The 20,273-nt window shown below is 36.3% G+C and carries 16 protein-coding genes, 1 tRNA gene and 1 pseudogene; 9 read left to right on the top strand and 9 right to left on the bottom strand.

What is annotated here, in order from left to right; translation table 11 throughout:
* Positions 1-329 (bottom strand): phage regulatory CII family protein (locus BLS38_RS08955; RefSeq protein ID WP_425283479.1); only part of this gene is annotated, 329 nt, incomplete at its 3' end.
* Between the two features lie 62 nt (positions 330-391).
* A complete protein-coding gene (locus tag BLS38_RS08960) occupies positions 392-580 on the bottom strand; it encodes a Cro/CI family transcriptional regulator (RefSeq protein ID WP_092748778.1) in 189 nt (62 codons plus the stop codon).
* A gap of 106 nt (positions 581-686) precedes the next feature.
* Here BLS38_RS08960 and BLS38_RS08965 point away from each other — a divergent pair, with 106 nt between their 5' ends.
* The 6 genes and pseudogenes from BLS38_RS08965 (at position 687) to BLS38_RS08995 (ending at position 4,343) form a co-directional block, all read left to right on the top strand.
* Positions 687-1,370 (top strand): LexA family protein, encoded by a 684-nt coding sequence (locus BLS38_RS08965; RefSeq protein WP_092748780.1) that lies wholly within the window; start codon positions 687-689, stop codon positions 1,368-1,370.
* Between the two features lie 507 nt (positions 1,371-1,877).
* Positions 1,878-2,114: a hypothetical protein gene (locus BLS38_RS08975; protein WP_092748784.1), complete on the top strand. Its 237-nt coding sequence runs from the start codon at positions 1,878-1,880 to the stop codon at positions 2,112-2,114.
* A 2-nt stretch (positions 2,115-2,116) separates the two neighbouring features.
* A pseudogene (locus tag BLS38_RS08980) lies at positions 2,117-3,255 on the top strand (ATP-binding protein).
* A 94-nt stretch (positions 3,256-3,349) separates the two neighbouring features.
* The gene (gene ssb, locus BLS38_RS08985) at positions 3,350-3,847 is read left to right on the top strand and encodes a single-stranded DNA-binding protein (RefSeq protein ID WP_092748786.1); all 498 of its coding nucleotides are present in this window, start codon (positions 3,350-3,352) and stop codon (positions 3,845-3,847) included.
* A gap of 10 nt (positions 3,848-3,857) precedes the next feature.
* On the top strand, positions 3,858-4,067 hold the full coding sequence (locus BLS38_RS08990; protein ID WP_092748788.1) for a hypothetical protein: 210 nt from the start codon (positions 3,858-3,860) through the stop codon (positions 4,065-4,067).
* A gap of 54 nt (positions 4,068-4,121) precedes the next feature.
* The gene (locus tag BLS38_RS08995; RefSeq protein WP_244518255.1) at positions 4,122-4,343 is read left to right on the top strand and encodes a helix-turn-helix domain-containing protein; all 222 of its coding nucleotides are present in this window, start codon (positions 4,122-4,124) and stop codon (positions 4,341-4,343) included.
* Here the strand turns inward: BLS38_RS08995 and BLS38_RS09000 are convergent.
* The 3 genes from BLS38_RS09000 to BLS38_RS09010 form a co-directional block, all read right to left on the bottom strand.
* Positions 4,340-5,545, bottom strand: a complete 1,206-nt coding sequence (locus BLS38_RS09000; protein ID WP_092748792.1) for a tyrosine-type recombinase/integrase — start codon at positions 5,543-5,545, stop codon at positions 4,340-4,342. The genes BLS38_RS08995 and BLS38_RS09000 overlap by 4 nt on opposite strands.
* 152 nt (positions 5,546-5,697) lie before the next feature.
* Entirely contained in the window at positions 5,698-10,209 is a 4,512-nt protein-coding gene (locus BLS38_RS09005) for a translocation/assembly module TamB domain-containing protein (RefSeq protein ID WP_092749081.1), read from the bottom strand.
* 25 nt (positions 10,210-10,234) lie between these two features.
* On the bottom strand, positions 10,235-12,925 hold the full coding sequence (locus BLS38_RS09010) for an autotransporter assembly complex protein TamA (protein WP_092748794.1): 2,691 nt from the start codon (positions 12,923-12,925) through the stop codon (positions 10,235-10,237).
* Positions 12,926-13,087: 162 nt separating this feature from the next.
* On the opposite strand from BLS38_RS09010, the gene BLS38_RS09015 reads away from it, so the two are divergent.
* Entirely contained in the window at positions 13,088-14,404 is a 1,317-nt protein-coding gene (locus BLS38_RS09015; RefSeq protein ID WP_092748796.1) for an MFS transporter, read from the top strand.
* 3 nt (positions 14,405-14,407) lie between these two features.
* Positions 14,408-15,043, top strand: coding sequence for a 2-polyprenyl-3-methyl-6-methoxy-1,4-benzoquinone monooxygenase (gene coq7, locus BLS38_RS09020; RefSeq protein WP_092748798.1), 636 nt, complete (start codon positions 14,408-14,410; stop codon positions 15,041-15,043).
* A 39-nt stretch (positions 15,044-15,082) separates the two neighbouring features.
* Here coq7 and BLS38_RS09025 read toward each other — a convergent pair whose 3' ends face one another.
* The 3 genes from BLS38_RS09025 to BLS38_RS09035 are packed head-to-tail and all read right to left on the bottom strand — an operon-like array spanning position 15,083 to position 17,192.
* On the bottom strand, positions 15,083-15,547 hold the full coding sequence (locus BLS38_RS09025; protein WP_244518257.1) for a 2-amino-4-hydroxy-6-hydroxymethyldihydropteridine diphosphokinase: 465 nt from the start codon (positions 15,545-15,547) through the stop codon (positions 15,083-15,085).
* Positions 15,504-15,884, bottom strand: coding sequence for a dihydroneopterin aldolase (gene folB / locus BLS38_RS09030; RefSeq protein WP_092748802.1), 381 nt, complete (start codon positions 15,882-15,884; stop codon positions 15,504-15,506). The genes BLS38_RS09025 and folB overlap by 44 nt, the downstream gene beginning before the upstream one ends.
* Before the next feature lie 33 nt (positions 15,885-15,917).
* A complete protein-coding gene (locus BLS38_RS09035) occupies positions 15,918-17,192 on the bottom strand; it encodes an ABC1 kinase family protein (protein ID WP_092748804.1) in 1,275 nt (424 codons plus the stop codon).
* A gap of 594 nt (positions 17,193-17,786) precedes the next feature.
* Between BLS38_RS09035 and BLS38_RS09040 the strand changes: the two genes are divergently transcribed.
* Positions 17,787-17,863 (top strand) — tRNA-Val (locus tag BLS38_RS09040).
* Positions 17,864-18,322: 459 nt separating this feature from the next.
* On the opposite strand, the gene BLS38_RS09045 is transcribed toward BLS38_RS09040, so the two are convergent.
* Positions 18,323-19,726: an aminotransferase-like domain-containing protein gene (locus BLS38_RS09045; protein WP_092748806.1), complete on the bottom strand. Its 1,404-nt coding sequence runs from the start codon at positions 19,724-19,726 to the stop codon at positions 18,323-18,325.
* Between the last annotated feature and the right edge of the window lie 547 nt (positions 19,727-20,273).

Here is a 20,273-nt window from a genome sequence, read left to right on the forward strand (position 1 = left end):
TTCACAGGTAACAACTGCTCTACAACACTGACTTGATGTGATTTCTTTTCAGAGAGCTGTGTATCAATATTTGGTACTGGTACAAGCATGAAACCTAATTTATGAGCCCATGCTTTTAACATTGCTGGGTTTTGCGTAAACATTTGGATTGCTTCAAACTTCTTAAGGCTTGGTAAATGGCTTTCCATATTTGGATTTGCATAATTCAATATGGTTTTGTGTGAGTCATTCGTCACCATGGCAATGTCTTTAGGATCTATACCAGGAGTTTGGTGCACCATTTTGTATAAAGCTGTTTTGGCTTCTCTGCTTAAATCAATGTCGTTTATTTGCATGTGAACCTTTGATATTTTTCACGTTTATTTGTGTAGGTCGATTGGGGATAATTGGTTTAAGCCACGTTTTGTTTTAGATCTGCTTTTAAAGCACCGTTTGTTTGGATTTGGAATAAAGCTTGTCTCTTTAAAGGGATTCCATTTTTATTCCACTTCCAGATGGCAACATCTGAAATGTTTAGAATTTTTGACATTTCTCTGTAAGTCTTACAGTTGTAAAAACTCTTTAAGTCATTAACGTTCATTAAGCTAACCTAAGTTACTAAAAATCATTAATAAAAGTTAACATAAACTAACCTAAGTTTCAATACTTTGTATTAACATAAGTTAGTGTTTTTAGGGATTATCGAAATGTTGTTACACGAACGCATACAGCAAAAACTTGCTGAGAAGAATTTAAAACAAGCAGATATTTCTAGAGCGACAGGAAAGTCTAGCGTTGCTGTTACTAAATGGGTTCGAGGTGAAAACATTCCTAAGACTGATAGCTTGAAAGCTATCGCCAATCTATTAAATGTTTCGGAAGAATGGCTCTTAACTGGAAGGGATAATACATCTACCAAAAATATAGAATCCAAGAATGGTTGGGGTAATGTTCAACCATCAGGTAGAACATTACGAATTATACCTTTATTAGATTTTGTTCAGGCAGGCACATTTCATGAAACTTGTTATGATGGGCTAAATCCTAAAGGTGAATCTTATACGAGTTATAAGGGGGGCAACGATAAGTCTGTATTCTCTTTAACTATAGATGGTGAAAGCATGCTACCTGAATTTAAGCCAGGCGATGAAATTGTTGTTGATGCTAGTTTGTCTCCTAAGCCTGGATCTTTAGTAGTGGCACAGGAGATTCAGCATGGTACTGCTATGAATACATTTAAGAAGTATAGGCTTTTAGGTGTTAATGAGCATGGAGTTGATATTGTTGAATTAGTTCCATTAAATCCTGACTATCCAACATACAATTCAACTCAAATAGAAATTTCAATTATTGGTGTAATTGTTGAGCATCATAGAAATATAGGGTATTAGAAATAAAAATATTTATTTTATTAAGCCCTACTCATGTGGGGCTTTCTTTTTTACGTACTCTAAAGCCTCTTCTAATTGAGCGTTCTCAATCTCGGCTTTAAACAACCTTTCCCTGAGTTCTTCTACTTCCTTTATTCTTTTGAGGTGCATTTTTGTAATATAGCAAGTAACGCATATGCAGATAGCAACAGCAATTAGAATAAAAACCGTTATATCATCCATATTCTTATACTCAGATTTGATAAGATTTAGTATTTCATAACACTTTTTAAGTAGCAAACCAAATTACATCATTGCATGAACCATGTTTCTATTTTAGCCCTGCACTTTGCGGGGCTTTCTTTTAGGTATTATAAATTAAAAAACAAAATTATTAACTTTTTACTAACTTAAACCAACTTCACCCTTGACCACAATGCTAACTAAAGTTAATATAAATCATCAAGACAACAAAAAGCCCACTCCGACTCCTACATCCAAATGGGCTTTTCAAACAACGAGGTCATTATGAAACAAGTAAATCCAAAAAGTCAAATCACTACATTCAAGCCATCTATGGGTAAAGCAGCCACTGCCCTTTGCTCCCTTATCATTGCCACGGCGTTCTTTTACCTCTTATTGGTACAAGCGGACCGTGAGCAGGTAAACCACGAATTAGCTGTTGCAAATGCTCGTGCACAACTTGCTGAACTAAATGCTCAAGAGCAAGAAAATAATAAAGAACAACACAAAGGAGTTAACTAATCATGGCTTTAAATATCATCACTTCCGACCAAGCTGTACAAGTTAGCTCAATCATTACTTATATTTATGCAGATCCTGGTCTAGGTAAAACATCTATTGGCTTTACTGCAGTAATGCCATTTCTTTTGACTTCGATAAAGGTGTACATCGTGCTGGTGAATTACGCCGTGGTGCTGTCGTGCAAGTACAAAAGTGGACAGACGTATCTACGCTTACGGCTCAGGACCTAGCCCCTTTTAACACAGTGATTATCGATACCGTTGGGGCAATGCTTGAAACTATTAAATCTTACTTACAGGCCAACCCACAGAACTGTCAAAAAGACGGTGCATTAAAACTAAAAGCCCAAGGCCTAGCAAATAATATATTTAAGCAGTTTATTGCGAATCTGATTTCATTTGGTAAAGACATTGTTTTTATTGCACATGCCTCAGAAGATACTAACGGTGATCAAGTCATTTACAGACCAGATCTAGGCGGTAAGAATCGTAATGAGCTATATCGTATGGCAGATGTTATGGGCTATCTAACTACTGTTAAAACCAATGATGGTAACAGTGCTCGCCTACTTAGCTTTAATCCATCAGATACGCACCATGGTAAAAATAGCGGTGCATTGGGTGGAAATACAGGTGAAGTTTGGATACCTGATTTAAAAACGTCTCCTACCTTTTTGGCTGATCTTATTCAACAAGCTAAAGACCATATTAATACACTAACCCTTGAGCAAATCGCTGCTCAAAAAGCCTTTGCAGATTGGCAAAACTGGCAACAAAGCTGTGATGAAGCACAACATGCTGGTGATATTAACGACTTAACAGCCTCACTAGAAGTTTTAAGTAAAGAAGGCCACATGTACTACCAAAACATGCGTACGTACTTAGTAAGTACCGCTAAAAATAAGCTCAAATGCTCTTATAACAAAGAATACAACAAATGGATGAACCCACCTGAGTTCATGTCAATTTCAAATGAACAACGTGATGAAATCCAAGACCTACTCGCTGAACAAAATATAGATGTTCAAACCTTCTGTGAAGATATGGGCATTGATAGTTTGATTGCTATTCCTAAAGCGCAATTTAACGCCGTTAAAAATGAGATTTTGAATAAGAAATCTACAGGTGAGGTTACTCAATAAAAGTGTTGAACAGAAATATAGCCTCTATTTTAAAGAGCTCATGCAAGTAGATACGTACTATTATATCGCTTGCTACATATTAAGAGGAAAAATAATGCGTGGCGTAAATAAAGTAATTCTTGTGGGTACGTTGGGTAAAGATCCTGAAACTAAAAGCTTTCCAAATGGTGGCTCTATCACTCAGTTTTCAATTGCAACCAGTGAATATTGGGTAGATAAAAACACTGGTGAACGTAAAGAGAATACTGAATGGCATCGTATCGTTTTAAACAATCGCCTTGGTGAAGTGGCACAGCAGTATTTGCGTAAAGGCTCAAAGGTGTATATCGAAGGTTCACTACGTACTCGCCAGTGGACGGATCAGAACGGCCAGACTCAATATACGACTGAAATACGTGGCGACAGCATGCAGATTTTGGATAGTCAGCGTCAAGATAATCAGCAGAACAATAACTATGGCAACCCTAGTCAGGGCTATGGCACTCAATCTAAGCAAAGTTACGGCCAAAGCAATCAACAACCACGCTATTCAAAACCAGTAGGTCAACAGCAACAAGTACCTACTGACCTAGATGATAATTTGCCATTTTGAGGATTGACGAATGATTACTGAAATTCAACTCAATGGCTTTGTTTTTTGGCTCTGCCACATTGGTTATCGTGGCGTACAAAAAGCTGATGGTAGCACTATATTTTATTGCGAAGTCATTAATAAACGCTTCCCTCGCAACGTGATTATTAGTTACGACAAGAAGCTAAATAAAGTTGCTAGAGCACTATTTAAAGAATTTGAAAGTCATTTAATGGCATAGGGTGAGATTATGAAAAAACAATTATCAATGATGTCGGATTTTGAGAAGCAGAAATTGTTAAATCAATTTCTCCATGCGCCAACTGAGCAACTTTTTCCACAAGAATCTGTTGCCGTGTATTTACAGTGTTCAACCAACACCCTACAAAGACTTCGCTGTGTCGGTGGTGGAATGCCCTATACCAAAATTGGCAGAACAGTAGCTTACAAGAAGCAAGATGTTTTGGAGTATCAAGAATCACGGACTGTTATGAACACAGCACAGCTTGCAAGTTAATCAAAGCAATTCAATCTACCCTGATAAACGGCTTCAATATCATTCATTGCAAGCCGTAATTTTTTAACAGAAACTTGTACATAACTACCTGTTACATCACTTCTAGCACCCGATCTGTGGTTGAGTAACCTTTTAATGGTGTATTGACCATAATCAAGGTTATTACAAATTGTCGCAAATGTTCGTCTTAAGTCATGCAATGAAATATATATACCCGTATCTGCTCCAATCTTTTCTAAAAGGCCACCTGCACCAGAAACATGAGTATTATTTTTAGCTGAGAATGTCGCAGGAAATACATACTCACTTACTTTATTTTCATACCTAGTTTTCATTATCTCAAACAAATGGTCACCCATAGGTAGTGTATGGTCATCTCCATTTTTAGGATCTTTAAAAACAAAAAGACCCTTTTCAATATCTATATTTTCCCACTTCAATGTTTGTGCTTCGTTTCTTCGACAACCTGTATACATAATGAAAAGTACTAGGTCTCTTACTGCGTTCTTAGATTCATCATCGTAGAGAGATCGTTCAGTGTAGTAATTTAAAACAGCATTGTAGTATGTATGGATCGATGCTTCGTCTAAGTGCCTGGTGCGCGGTTTGACTTTATTCCAACCTCTTTTAGCTGGTATTACATCTACTGGGTTATGTTTGAGTATCGGATCTTCATCACTTGAATAATGTATTTGGGCAAATCGCCATATTGATCCAAATACCTTAAGCACCAAATTTGCCTGTGATTCACTATATTCTGAGAGCTTTAAGAACTTATCAAAAACCTGTTTTTTTGTAATTTCAAAAATAGGCTTATCTAGCCATTCGCTAAGAAATGTACCAATACAATGATTATATGTATTAATTGAAAGAGCTTTTAGCTTTCGATGCTTAAGATACAAGTCAAAAGCTTGTTGCAACGTAGGATTGTTTTCATTTTCTTCTTTTTTCTTCTGGTACATGCCATTTGATATTTCAGCAAGTACAGTTTGTGCTTTCTTTTTAGCTTCAGCAAAAGTTATTTCATTAGTACGACCCAGCGTTACTCTATAAAGCTTACCTAAACTTCGTCTCTCAACAATATACACTTTACTTTTAGTTGTGGCTCTAACAGCAAAACCAATTAAGTCAGAGTCTCGATAAATCGTCTGACCTTTTTCAGTAAGCACAATTGAATCAACATTCGACTTATTTAGTTTCATTAGGAACTTTTTGTAGATAGTTAGATGCTTTATTTTATATATAAAACACCCAACAGTCTACAAATCGTCTACATCAATAAAATTCAACACTCAATATCGTAAATATTAATATTTAAATTCAATTACTTAGAATAAATTAAACAAATTTCATATTAAAAACGCCAGTTATAAAATACATCCACTGCACGTTCAACAGACTCACTGGCCTCTAAATATAAGCGTTTGTTCATTTGATATCTTAAGGTTAATTTATTGACTGCTGTAAATACACCTACGCCGTACCTTAAGTATAAATCTGGGGTAATATACCCTGTTACGCTTACTTGTGTATCATCACCTGTCCCTTGCGCATCTAAAGCCAAGCCACTTAAACCAAAAGCATGGCCAAGTTGATTGGTAAAAGCACGTGTACCGCCCAAACCTAAACTAATACCTGCAGCTGCAAGGGTGTTATTGACATCAGATTTAAAACCTTCCGTTTGGCTTAAGCTACTGCCACCTTGATTAATTCTTCCTGTCAGCAACGCATTGAGTGCTTCTTGTTCAGATAACCCACCATCATTATAAATTTGAATATTCGGTGTAGAGGCCGTCCCTGTAATACGCACACCTAGCGTAGTATTTGATATTTTTTTCGTGGTATCTATATCTAAAGTTGGATTGGCAAGCGGTCCATTAAATCGCGCAATAGCACGGTTTAAGTCCAAAGTTTGTCCATAAGATTCAATTTTAACCTTTTGACTCACACCAATGGCACCGTTGGCACTCATGGCTGTTTCTAAGCCACGTTGCGATAAGTACAACCGACCTGTAAGTGGAATACGACTGTTAAATCCTTGGAAAATCACACGATCTCCTAAAGAAAAGTCAATATCAGCTTGCACATTCCAAGGTTTAGCTGCTTTCAATACAGCAATAAGGTCTTCACCACCACGAACAATACGTGCGTCAGGCGATACATTAATCACATCTGGACTGGTTTCTGGCATATTAATAATTGCACGTGGCACCTCAATATTACCTTTTACCGCAACACTACGTTGATTTGGATATACATCAACATTCATCACGGTATTCACCAATGCAGTCATTAACGGTGCTTGTTTAACGAGTAAGTTTTCACCTTGTAGCTTCAATTGTATATGTGGCTCATTACGCCAAGAGACTTGACCATCAATCTTTCCAAGGCCAGGGCCACTATTAAATATACCCATAATAGTGGCTTGATCTTGACGAATTGCCGAATACATTTGAATATTATTTAAATTTACAGGCGTAGAAATCATGCTAATTAGGCCATCTTTCAAACGAAGATCGCCTGTAATGAGCGGTTGATTAACTGTCCCATTAATTTTAGCTGCAAAATCTAGTGTTCCACCAATACGGCGTGCATCGGGTATAAATGGTTTTAAAAACTGTAAATCCACTTGTGAGAATGCGGCTTCACCTTGCATAGGCAACTGGTCTTTATACGGATCAATCGTCACACTGGCATAACCGTTACCAATATTTTGAGTTTTTACATCAAGTCTAATCTGTAATCCTTCAGCAACACTCCGTGCAAATATACTAAGTTGCTGATAGCTTGTGGTTGTTGCACCATCGTCAGGGTCTTCTGAAGCCATACCTATACGACCATTTTGTGCAGTCACTTTCGCATCTAAATGAGGTGCTTTTCCTTGTTCCCAACTGGCTTTTGCATAGCCATTTAATTCACCTGTCATCGCCAAACCATCTGGCATAAATGCCGCAAAATCACTTAAATTTAAGCGATTGGCAATAAAGGATATATTTCCTTGTTTTGGACTGGCTTGTATCGGTTGATCAAAACATAATTGGCTTTGATTACTAGCCCAACAATGCTCACTAATATATAAACGTTGCGTTGCTGCTCTATAAACAACATTGGCATTTTGTTGTTGTTTAAGTGAAGCTCTCAGTGAGTCAAAATTCCCTTTTTGAATTTGACCCAACCAGTCATGCTCTTGATTAAAACCACCACTCAACTGCACATATAATTTAGAGTACTTATTCCATCCCTGCACACTCACCACATGCGCTTTCGGTGTACCTGAAATGGTCACAGCACCGTACTGAATTTGACGTTGGCCATAATTTAAATGATCAATTTCTGCTTGTAATTTTGTAGGGGTTGTTTCTGAAGTTGGTAACTCTCCACGCAAACGTATTTTTTCAATATTTAGCTGATCACCGAAACCTAAACCATCAATATTTAAGTTTGCAATCGCTTGAATGGTTGGCTGTGTTTGTACATTAATAATGCCATAAGCACGGCCTCGAAGCCCTGCATACACTCGATTTAAATAAGGTGCATTCAGCTTAAGCTGGAGCTTTTGTGCATTACCTGTGATCTGTGCTTGATTCCCTGCATAGGCTAAAAAGAAATTATTGGCTTCAAATTGCTCTGGAATTAATGTTTTATTTTTAGTATTTGTGTTCATTACGAGGCTAAGTTTTCCTTTGCCTCGTAATATTTGATTATTAATTGTTCCTGCTAAGTTTAAGTCATTAATATTAATTCGCTGTGATTTGTCTGACCATATACCCGTGGTATTGACAACGCCTGAAACCTCTCCACGAACATTTGAGACAAAATATTGCGGCTTAAATCGAATCAGTGATGCATTTAAATCCCAAGCCGCGCCTGTTGCTAGGTTAACCTTACCATTTGCTAATATTTTTCCTGCCGCACCATCGTGTTGAAAGCGATTAATTTCCACACTGCTTGGTGTTCCTGAAATTTTAAAACTTAATACACCATCGGCAGTTTGATATTGGCTTGAAGTCAATTTACCATCGTAGACTACACCATAGCCTTTTAAGCCACCGCCATGTTTTTCATCATTCATTAACACTGCTGTAGTGCTTTTCCCTGTTAAATGCACTGTTTCTTTTTGCTGAGCCAACTGCCCTTTTAAATCGATGTGATCTAGTTGAATAAATTGATCATTATTTTTAGCATACCCATTAGCACGTATTTCACCATTCAGTAGGTCGAGTGGAGCGCTTAGAGAAACTGCTTGAGGATTAAAGTTTTTTGCAAGAAGCTGTGCTGTCCACTTTAATTGCTGTTTTTTTGTAGGTAAATCTAATTGTGCCTGACCTGTTAGACCACCTTGCGGTGTAACCAATTTCAACTCACTCACATTAATGTGATCACCTTTCATCACCGCTTTGGTTTGATAGACACCTTCAGGCAATACAGATTGCTCATGTTTAACAATATTTGCAGAGGCAGATAAGTCTGTTTGCTCACTGGCGAGAATGATTTTCGCTTCACCTTGAGGGCTATTTAACCAACCCACTGATGGGAAACTACGATTCATGTTCGTCCAACCCACCAGTACATTTAATGGTGGAGATTTTTTAGGGTCTTGTTGTGATGCTTGATCAAGTTGTAAATGAACCTTTTCGTACTTGTCTAAATCAACAAATGCTTTCAGATGTAAGCCTTGATCTAATGAACCTGTTGCACCAAGCTTACCATTCATTGTTGGTGGCAAATAGGCTTGTATTTGCTGTGGAATGGATTTTTCAGTGGCTTTCAACCCTTGAAGCTGTCCTTGAATATTCCATGCAAGTGCTTTGTCCCAATTTAAAACACCACTTAAATCAAGGCTTCCTCCCATCAATTGACCAGTAAATTGCTTAATATTTAACTGATGCACATAATCTACATTCAGCTTACTCTGATATCTTCCTTCAGGAACATCTACACCTTTAAGATCTGTACTCAAGTCAACATTCATTTCAGATGCCGAGCCTTGTAATCTGGCTATACCCGCATGCGTATACAGTTTTTGGTCTGTCGCAATAGGCCAGTGATATTGATTAAAATTAATCTGGCCTTGCATTGGAACATTATCTCTTACAGGATGTATTAACATTCGACCTGTAAGTAAGTCGGGTGTATTGACTGCAAAACCTGTTGCCAAAGCATCTAACGTGCCTCGAACATCAACAAAAATATCTTTGATATTAATGGCATGTAATGAAGGCAAATCGACTCTAGCTTTGGCTTGTAATGGATATTTGTGCTGAAAGTCCATTTGGCCAGTGGCCTGTTTTACAAAAACTTGGTCTAATATATTTAATGATGTATTTTTAAAACTCAGTTGTGTACCTTGCCACAAGGTATTATTCAACTGAATATCTTTAATTTCTGTGCTAGACGTTGTGGTTCTTAATTCGAGTTTATCTATACTGGCATGGTCTAAACGCAACGTGACTGGCATATTAATGACAGTAAAATCAAACGGCGTATTTGTTGGTGGTTTTTTATTAATAATTTGTAGTTGTTGTATATTTGCCTTATAAAAATGAACTTCTTTATTTAAAATAGCACGCCAACCAATCACAACATTCGCATGCTTCATTTTTACTTCTAAGTCTGGCAAATTAATGTCTAAGTTTTTCAACATCAATCCCGATAAGAAACTACCACCATCGTATTCATAGCTCATCATACTTTGGTTTTTCAATACTCGATCTAGTAAAAACTCACTACCTCGATTGGTAGAAAACATCACAGCCAATGCTACAAATAAGACAATGAATGTACCCAGCACCGACCAAAGTATACGTTTTAACCAACTACGCTTTGGCGGAAGGTTTTGTTGTTCTGTGTTATTTTTTTCAAGCATTGTCATTGAGCAAATTACCCCAAAATCAAAGTTGTGAGCCAATAAAGAAGTGTAATCGAATTGGATGGCCTGGGTCAGAAATTCCAGATGCAATATCTAGACGAATCGGACCAATAGGTGAGCGCCAACGTATGCCCACCCCAACACTGTAAGCAATTGGATTACTAAAATCTTTGTTATATGCATTACCAACGTCGGTAAATGCAGCCGCTCGCCAGCCTTCTTTAAATTGATAGTTGTATTCTAATGAACCAACCGCTAAAGCTTGTCCACCAATTTTATAACCTCCTTCTTCGGGAGATAAACTTTTATAATCAAAACCTCTTAAACTTTGATCTCCGCCTGCAAAAAATCTAAGGTTATATGGAACATGATCAAAGTCATCGGTAAAAATGTAAGCCATTTGGGCACTTGCAACAAACTGATGATTATAGTTTTTACCAAGCGAATAAATTCCAGCCCAATCCGCACTTAAAATTGCCATATTGGCATCAGAAATGACAGATTTTGATCCCAATTGTAATTTATAGCTCTGCTTAAATCCCTTTACAGGATTTAGTGGATCATTACTGTCTGTACGTGAGATTTGATAACCAAAGAGTAATGCTTGTTGTTGTGGATTTGAACCCGGACGTAAAAATGCACTCGGTACATCGGCTTCATCGACATCACCAATTTGGTGAATTTTATCTAAACGATAACGAAAGCCAAACGTTTGTTGCCAACCGCCAAATGGATTACGTATCACACGCTCTGCACCTGCAATGGCTGTTTCTGTGGTCAAACTCATACCGGGACCAACCCCAGTAAACTCTTCACGTTCGTAACCACTCACCAGATTAAAATAATCATTAATTGGGTGTTTGTATGGAATAGTATAATGCGTGTCTACCGCTTGGCGAATCTGCGACAACTCCATATTGGCATCAAAAGAGTGTCCATAACTATTAACAATCGCACGGCGATATTGTGTACGTAAACGAATACCAGTATCTGTGCCATAACCAATACCGACCTCTGCACTATTTAACTTATCGGCATTTAATGTCACAATTACAGGCACTTGTTTGGTTTTTCTCACCTGTTCTTTTTGTTGATTAATATCCTCAACTTGTTCTACATCTGCTTGTGTATTTTGATTGGTACGATCTTGTGCGCCCGCAAATTGCTTTTCATCCGCTATTGTTTGTTTTTTAACAGGCTCATTTGCAGACACTGCTTTATTTTCAACTGTTTTTTCTGTACTTGTATCTTGTAAACCACTTTGAGCCTGTGTCTGCGTGATTTTTTGTTCATTGACTAAAGCTTGTATATCTGGTGGTAACTCTTGAGGCTTTGAAATAGGATCTGGTTTAACTGTTTCAACCAAACTCCAATTGAAATAGCGACTATTGGTTAAATTATTGGCCAATGTATTCACACGCCAAAATGCATAATCATCACCACTTTGCCACGGTACCATGCTCTTTAAAACACTCATTCTCAAAGGAAAAGGTTTCTTTGAGTCACTCATTCTAAACTCGACATTGCCTAATTTATAACGCTCTCCTGTGTCATATTTTAAGTTTATATCTGCTTTATTTTCTGGTAGCTGAACTTTCAGGTCATGTAATCGCCAATATGCATCGAAATAACCATTATCTGACGCAACATCTGTAATACGTAACTTGGTCTTTTCATATTTCCCTTGATTTAGAATATCTCCCACTTCTAAATCAGGTAATAAACGTATAATTTGAAATTGTGCAAGGTTTTTACCTGCGCCCAAAAATTCAATATTTTGAGAATCAACCAACACCGGCTGATTTGGCTCAACAATAACTTTAACTTTTTTATTGCTCAGTCGCTCAAATTTAAATTTTGCATTGTAATAACCCACTGCTTGAGCCGCTTGTTGTACTTGTGCTCTTAGTTGCGGCAATGCTGAGCTTTCATCTTCAAATGCTTCTTGCGTAAATGTAGAAAGCTTATTTTTAATATTAGTTTCTAATATAAGTGGCGCACCCTGTACTTCAGCAGTAATTTTTGGAATCACAAAACTGTCTGTATTTTGATTTGGTTTCAAACGATTAAACCAGCGTTTAAAAATATTTTTTTCAGGTACAGTGGGTTGTTCTATTTCAAACGTTGTATCGTTAAAAATTGCGCCTTTTTTTGCTTGTGAGTTTGCATCATTGGCTCGCGCTTGAGTCAGGTCTTGATCATGTGCTGTTTGAATATTGTTAATAATTTGATTTACTTGTACAGGTGGCATCGTTGTTTCAGTTAATGTCTGCATCGTTTGTGCAGACATTTGGCTATTAACAACCATACCTTGCTGTCTATTCGTTTCTGCTTGTTGTTTTGCTTGTGCTGCTTCATTTAAAATCTGCTGTGCCATACTTGGGTCAACAGCAATTTCAGGCAGTTGCTCTAACTCACCAAGATTTACTGGTTTAAAATCTGTGAGTGTGGGGTTTTGCTGTTGCTGTTGTAATAACTGCAGGCTATCTGTGCTATTTAAAGTACTACCCAAATCTTGTTGTATTGTTGTTGATGCTAGGGTTTGTGTATTAGACTGTTGAAGCTTTGGCGCGGTGTCTTGTGCAAAAGCCTGACTCACTGTACAACTGGTCAACAAAGCAATACATATTAAATGTGGCTTGTCATCTATTTTTAATATGGACTGAACATGCTGAACAAGTCGCAATTTTTTAAAATGTGTTTTTAAAAGCATAGCGCACAACAACCCGTTTTTATTGTCAAAATGATATCTGTCTTTGTAAATACGGCATAACAAAGGTTTAAACAGATCAATGTTTTTTTATATCATACATGATTTTGTTCGTGAGATAATCCGTTATCAATCATTATGTGACTTTTTTGAGCACCCATCGTTATGGAAGAAAAATCATCTTTAATTACCTCAAAACGATTTTTACCCATGTTTTTAACCCAATTTTTTGGGGCACTGAATGATAATGTCTATAAACAGTCATTATTATTAGTCATTACTTATGGGTTAGTACAGCATAGTGGTAATAACATTAGTTTTTTAAACAATTTAGCTGCACTGTTATTTATTTTACCTTACTTTATTTTCTCTGCGACTGCAGGTCAAATTGCAGATAAATTTGAAAGAGCTAAGCTGATTCGATCAATTAAAATACTCGAAATTATTATTATGTTGATTGGTTCATTTGGTTTTTTACTCGGTCATGTCAGTTTATTGTTATTTGCTCTGTTTTTAATGGGTGTACATTCTACATTTTTTGGCCCGATCAAATATGCCATTTTACCTGAAATTTTAAAACCGAATGAATTAATGTCAGGTAATGCCCTTTTTCAAACGGGGACATCTCTTGCGATTCTATTTGGTATGATTTTAGGTGGTGCAATCATTTCGTTGTCTGGTGGTTCCCTGATTTGGGTATGTATTGCGGTGGTTATCATTGCATGCTTAGGCTATTTAGCTAGTCGTTTTATTGCGACACAACCTGTAAACGATACCAACATTCAAATCGACTGGCATTTTTTACGTACCAGTTTACAAACGATTCGCTATGCAAAAAGTATTCCAATTATTTATGTCATTCTGCTAGGTAATTCTTGGTATTGGTTTTACGGTGCATCGTATCTCACGCAAATTCCAGAACTTACACACCAATATTTAAATGCCTCTGAAAATGTAGTGAGCTTACTTCTCACTCTATTTTCACTCGGTATTGGTGTAGGTTCTTTGTTATGTAAAAAAATTGCGGGCTCTGAAGTAAACTTTAAGATGGTACCTATTGGTGCAATTGGTTTGACTATTTTTGCCTTTTATTTATCTATTGTATTGTCATTAACACCCAAGTCACCCACTATTTTAGGTCTAGCTGATGTATTTACACATGGGCAAATGTATTACCATGTCATGCTAGCAATTATTTTATTAGGTATCAGTGGCGGTTTTTATATTGTGCCTTTGTATGCACTTATGCAAGCCTACTCTCCTCGCTCACATCGTGCGCGTGTGGTTGCTGCAAATAATATTTTTAATGCCATTTTTATGGTAGCTTCAGCACTATTTTCAATAGTTGTTTTAAGTGTGCTCAAAATAGACATGACGATTTTATTTTGTATTACTGCTATTTTTAGTGCATGCTTTTGTTTTTGGCTCGTTCGTAGAATACAGCCTTTACTTCATCAAAAACCTACGACTGTAGAGGATTAACTTATGCGTCATTATTCAACCATTGACCGTTGTATTCAATCACTAGATCAAGCTGTTCGTAGCCTAGTCCCTGGAGCAACAACAGCGCAAAGAAGTAACCCTGCTCAGGGTGTTGAGTCTTCATTATCAATTCGTGAAGCCCGCCATGTTGCTGGACTTATGCGAGTCAATCACAGTGGTGAAGTCTGTGCTCAAGCGCTATATCATGGACAAGCACTTACGGCTAAGCTACCCAATGTGCGCCGTGAAATGGAGCATGCAGCGATTGAAGAACAAGACCATTTGGCATGGTGTGAAGATCGTTTAAAAGAGCTTGATAGTTTACCAAGTTTGCTTAACCCTGTGTGGTATGGGCTTTCTTTTGCTATGGGTGCAATTGCTGGCGTTGCTGGAGATAAATATAGTTTGGGCTTTGTCGCAGAAACCGAGCGCCAAGTGAGCCTACATTTAGAAGATCATATTGAACAATTACCTGAACAAGACGAAAGATCTCGTAAAATTTTAGTACAAATGAACGAAGATGAATTAAAACACCGCGATACAGCACTCGACGCAGGTGGTGTAGATTTACCTAAACCTGTGCAAATAACCATGAATGCTATTTCAAAACTCATGACCAAAACCAGTTATTATATTTAAAATAAATGAGTGAGCGCACCTTTTGAAGATACGCTCACTTTACTGTTGATAGCCACCAAAATCATACTTTAACTGTATGTAGTTGTGGTTATGGCTAACATGAAATGTAGCTATAGGCAAAATATCATACAATGGTATTTTTACATCTAATGCAAAAGGCATTTTTTTAGTATTGTACTGCCAAGGCTGAATGTCTTGGGTTTTCCAAGCAATTAGATCAATATCTAGTGTAATTTGATGCGATGGCCGAATGCGCCCTGTCATTAGCTCTAAGTCTCGAATCAATACTTGAAGCGAGGACAATTCGAGTGCTTTTGACTCGAATAAGCATGCTGCATTTAAATAATCTGCACCCACATCATCTCTACATTTCATTTCATACGCAGAAGATACGGCGAGAAGCATTCCTTGATTTTGTAATTGCTGTAGCGCCCAATTTAAATGCTTACACGCATTGGAATTACTGGCTAATGCGAGCGCAAAAATCATGGCGATATCGCTCAAGACGAATTCCAACAGCTTGCGCTTCAGGAATGATTGCGGGTTTACGAATCGTGATTTGAATCTTTTCTATACCTTCAAAATGTTCAAACAACTTTTTCATTACTAAGTAGGCTGCATGTTCAATCAGTTTGGGCTGTGCTTTTTGGATCACTTCACGACTTAAGTCACAAACTTCAGCATAGCTAATGGTATCGTCTAAATCATCGGACTGACTCGCAATAGATAAATCATAACTCACGATCAGATCTAATGAGAGTGGTTGCTCAATTTCACGCTCCCATGTAAAACAACCAATCACCGTCTTGATCTTTAAATCTTCTACTAAAATAATATCCACAAATCTTCTCTATTTTTAATGTTTCGCATCATTTTATGAATGATGTAGCATATTTAAACGTTGGTCAGCATAGATATCTGTATATGGTGCAAGCGTTTTCATAAAGCGATCAAAGTAAAGAATTTGTTTAAATAGCAATGCAAAATCTCTTGGAAAACGAATACCATGTCGCTCGCCCACTGCAACAATATCTAGCATCATATGATTTAAATCTGCAGGGCTTGTTGATAAAATTTCTTGTGGGTCTGCGAGCATTATTCCTGCAAATAAACGCTCAATATCTTGCGCAAGTAACGTAGTATCCACTTTCTGCTTGGTCATGCCCATCTGCAACATATTTTCAGCCATAGACATGTAATTGGTATGCTGCAATGCATCCATAAATGCAAGTGATGCAGACCAAACTTTTGGTGGAAGCTGTCCTACAATACCAAAATCAATAAAAGCAATACGACCATCTTCAAGTAACATGACATTGCCTGCATGTAAATCGGCATGGAAACTTTTACATGCCGTTAAACTACCGAACCAGGTATTCATGGTTGTAATTAAAACTTGTGATGGATCTTTACTGTACTTTTTTACCATATTAAAGTCAGTAAGGGACACGCCATATAGTCTTTGCATGGTCAGCACACGGCGTGTCGAGTGTTGTAAATATACTTTTGGTGCAATTACATCTTGAATATGGCTGCCTTGTAAATATGCAATAAAATCATTGAGATTATTTGCTTCCTCAATAAAGTCGACCTCTCTGACCATACGTGTCTTAATTTCTTCAACAATATCGGCAATTGACGCAAACTTTACTTTAGGTACAAATTTTTCAAGTAACTTTGCCGACCAATGCAATACATTCAAGTCGGTATATAAAGTATTTTCAACATGAGGTCTCTGTACTTTAATAACAACATCTTCGCCTGTTACCAATCGGGCTGCATGAACTTGTGCAATTGATGCAGATGCCAATGGAATTTCTTCAATATATGAAAAAATATCTTCAATTGGACGATGAGGAAACTCTTGTTTTAACACGTTTTCAATATAACTAAATGGTAGTTTAGGCGTTTGATCTAAGCAACCTTGAAACTCCTCAACAAATTCTCTTGGAAATAGCGAAGGGGTACTTGCAATAAATTGACCTAGCTTAATATACGTTGCACCGAGGTCTTCAAATGTTTCTCGCATAAGTTTTGCAGGTGTTGGTTTTTTTAACCCATATTTTACCCCTGCACGTGCTGCAATAAAGGCAGTTTCGCTAACACGAACAATTGAGCGCATACCATTAAACAATATATCTTTTTTCATCGTCAACAAATGCTAAAAACCATTATGTTTTGAGTGTAACAAAAAAATAAGCATTACACTGCATTCGATCATAAAATTATTTGGAAGTGCATATATTGACCTTAATGTTTAATTTCTTGCTGTATCTATACAATCTATACAAAACTTTAAATTTCACTGAGCTGTTTAGAGTAAGAACTGACTTTTTATATTTACAATATCAAAAACCTCACCGTTAGATTAAATACCATTTTATTTATCTTTTCTGAACTTGTATTTAACAGTAGTAACTCTCTATGTAGATCACTAATCAACTATTTTTCTCCTTGATCATGTGATTTACGTAAACTCGACAGCACTGGCTTCATCAGTAGAAGCTGTTTTTAATTCATCCTTTTATCTCTGTTAGAAAAAACTGTCAACTATAAAAAAGAGAATATTTTTAACATCACTTTAGCAGCCTAACTCTTTCAAAGTTCAGTTCTATTTTTAAACTAAACCAGGACTACCATGTAATAACTACTTATCTTTAGGCGATAAAACAAACACTTAATCTAAGCCAGTCTAAAATATTCTTGTATTTTTTTTTAACTATAGCTATTATTCTTCCCACTTAGGCGTATAGCTCAGTTGGTTAGAGCGCTACGTTGACATCGTAGAGGTCTCCAGTTCAAATCTGGATATGCCTACCAATATAAAACAAGGGTTTACAAGCAATTTCAATGACTTGTAAACCCTTTTTTAATGTCTAAAATAATGCATTTGCTTTATATGCTGTATAAAATAACGTAATTGAGCAACTACAGTATATTTAGCATTTCAATGGTTTTAATCATCCGACTCGACTCTTTTAAAATTAAAAATAAGGGACGGTATTATTAACAGTTTATATTTTAGTATGAATATCAAAACTTCATAATGATTTAAAGCTTTTGATAAAGACAGTCCCGTTACAGTAATGTCTACTCAATGGTTTACTATTTCGGTCTTAGTTATAAAAAAGATAATAGTATTTTCAAATCAATTTAAACTCTAGTCGGTTGAATTGTAAAATCCTTTACTAAAAATAAAATTAATCTTAGACATAAAAAGTCAATTAAATGAGTAATTAATGCAAAAAGAATATTGAAACCATCATTTTTGTATAAAGATCAATACTCAGATGCTTCTGATATTTGTTTAATTAATAGGTCTATTGCCTGAATAATATTATCTTCCATTTCAAAAGAACAATTTATACGGATATGATTTTGCTTTTTATCTTTGTGATAAAAAAGAATACTTGGCGCTATTCCAATATTCTTCTGAATCATTTTTTCATAAATATGTTTACTGTCAACTTCTTGAGGTAATGTCACCCAAAGAAAATAGCCAGATGGATAATAATGCACAGTGCAGTTAGGCAAGCGTGTGGTTAAATAGTTGTAATATTGCTCTTTAATGTTTTTTAATTTGATACGCAACCCTTTTAAGTGTTTTTCATAATGACGATGGGATAAATAATCTACCAATGAATTTTGAATAAATGCGTTGACAGAAATTGTACTCATTAACTGTAAATGTTGAATATGCTCTGAAAATTTTCCCGCATAAACCCAACCAATACGAAAACTTGCACCTAATATTTTTGAAAAAGAAGAACAATGCAACACCATCTTATGCTGATCATAATATTTCATAGATTGTGGCTTTTTATGGCCATAGTAAAGCTCTTCATAAACATCATCTTCTATCAAATACACATCATGTTGATAAAGTAATTGTGCAAGTTTAGATTTAATTTCATCACTTACGGTAAATCCAATCGGATTATGGCTATTGAGCATGAGCAAACAGACTTTAATTGGATAGCTAGTAATTGCTTTTTCAAAAGCGTCTAAGTCTAATCCATGTTCTAGATGCTCTGGAATACTGATGACTTTTAATCCAAGATTTTCCACAGCCTGCCATGCGCCATAAAATATAGTTTCTTGTAGCAAAATATAATCACCTGCTTTAGTCATAGCCCTCAAACATAGGTTTAGAGCATCTAGACCACCGGAGGTAATAACAATATCAGATGGAACTGTTGGAATACCTTGCATACAGTAACGTTGTGCGATCATTTTTCGAAGATTGTAATTTCCAGGGGGTAAACTCGGCATTTGCTCATAGCCAATAGGATATTTTGCTTGTTGTGCCACGGTTTGCATAAGCTTTGGAGAGTACAGCAATCGGCTATTCGGGAATGCACTACCGAATGGTACAATGTTCTCGGATTGAATTGACTTTAAATATCGAAATACTAGTGAGTTGATCTCTATTTTGTCATTGATCATGACTCTTTTAGCAAGGGCTGTTTGCACAGGGTTTTCGGCAATGAAGTAACCTAATTTCTCTTTAGAATACACCAACCCTTGCGCTTCTAATTTTTGATAAGCATTCATTACCGTAATTAAACTAAATCCTGAAATTTCGACTTGTTGCCTTAAAGAGGGTAATTTTTCATGAGGTTTCCATGTTTTCGTTTCAATTAAATATTTTAAGCTTAATGCAAGTTGTTCTGATTTATACATAAATGATCATGCTCATATCGCTATAGTAATATTATTCAAAACGAATGGTAATAAATGAAAGGGCTATAACATTCGAGATCTAAATCATTAAATTTCTCAACATAATTATTCTATTTTAACCTAAATTCTATTCAATGAATTAGAGTTAAAAATGGAGAATTCAGAACCCCAATGGGAGTGGCTATACATGACTAACAGCTCCAGTGATATTACTACCCCATTTTATACAGTTGATGATTTTTAGAAAATTTGAGCTATAGGTTAAAAAATTAGTTAAAGGCGTAAAAGTAATAAATGATACAGATCATGGATATATGAACCAAAGTCTTAAAGGGAAGTTTAACTCCAATAAATTAACTCCATGAATTATTAGTTGAAATATTAAGCAATATATCGGCCTAAGACAGTTTAATATCATTTAAAACAATGAGATAAAATCTAGCGCTTAGAAATATAGAAAGAATTATTTAATGATATTGATCCGAAATTTATGCATCTTTGTATCAGCTTTGCCATAAAAGAGCCAACCATTTAAGTCATGCATACC

This window comes from Acinetobacter boissieri (genome assembly GCF_900096955.1).
Classification (GTDB): Bacteria; Pseudomonadota; Gammaproteobacteria; order Pseudomonadales; family Moraxellaceae; genus Acinetobacter; species Acinetobacter boissieri.

Excerpts from the sequence above, each read along its gene's own strand:
- BLS38_RS08960 (WP_092748778.1), bottom strand. The coding sequence starts at position 580 with ATGAACGTTAATGACTTAAAGAGTTTTTACAACTGTAAGACTTACAGA.
- BLS38_RS08965 (WP_092748780.1), top strand. The coding sequence starts at position 687 with ATGTTGTTACACGAACGCATACAGCAAAAACTTGCTGAGAAGAATTTA.
- BLS38_RS08975 (WP_092748784.1), top strand. The coding sequence starts at position 1,878 with ATGAAACAAGTAAATCCAAAAAGTCAAATCACTACATTCAAGCCATCT.
- ssb (WP_092748786.1), top strand. The coding sequence starts at position 3,350 with ATGCGTGGCGTAAATAAAGTAATTCTTGTGGGTACGTTGGGTAAAGAT.
- BLS38_RS08990 (WP_092748788.1), top strand. The coding sequence starts at position 3,858 with ATGATTACTGAAATTCAACTCAATGGCTTTGTTTTTTGGCTCTGCCAC.
- BLS38_RS09000 (WP_092748792.1), bottom strand. The coding sequence starts at position 5,545 with ATGAAACTAAATAAGTCGAATGTTGATTCAATTGTGCTTACTGAAAAA.
- BLS38_RS09005 (WP_092749081.1), bottom strand. The coding sequence starts at position 10,209 with ATGCTTGAAAAAAATAACACAGAACAACAAAACCTTCCGCCAAAGCGT.
- BLS38_RS09010 (WP_092748794.1), bottom strand. The coding sequence starts at position 12,925 with ATGCTTTTAAAAACACATTTTAAAAAATTGCGACTTGTTCAGCATGTT.
- BLS38_RS09015 (WP_092748796.1), top strand. The coding sequence starts at position 13,088 with ATGGAAGAAAAATCATCTTTAATTACCTCAAAACGATTTTTACCCATG.
- coq7 (WP_092748798.1), top strand. The coding sequence starts at position 14,408 with ATGCGTCATTATTCAACCATTGACCGTTGTATTCAATCACTAGATCAA.
- BLS38_RS09035 (WP_092748804.1), bottom strand. The coding sequence starts at position 17,192 with ATGAAAAAAGATATATTGTTTAATGGTATGCGCTCAATTGTTCGTGTT.
- BLS38_RS09045 (WP_092748806.1), bottom strand. The coding sequence starts at position 19,726 with ATGTATAAATCAGAACAACTTGCATTAAGCTTAAAATATTTAATTGAA.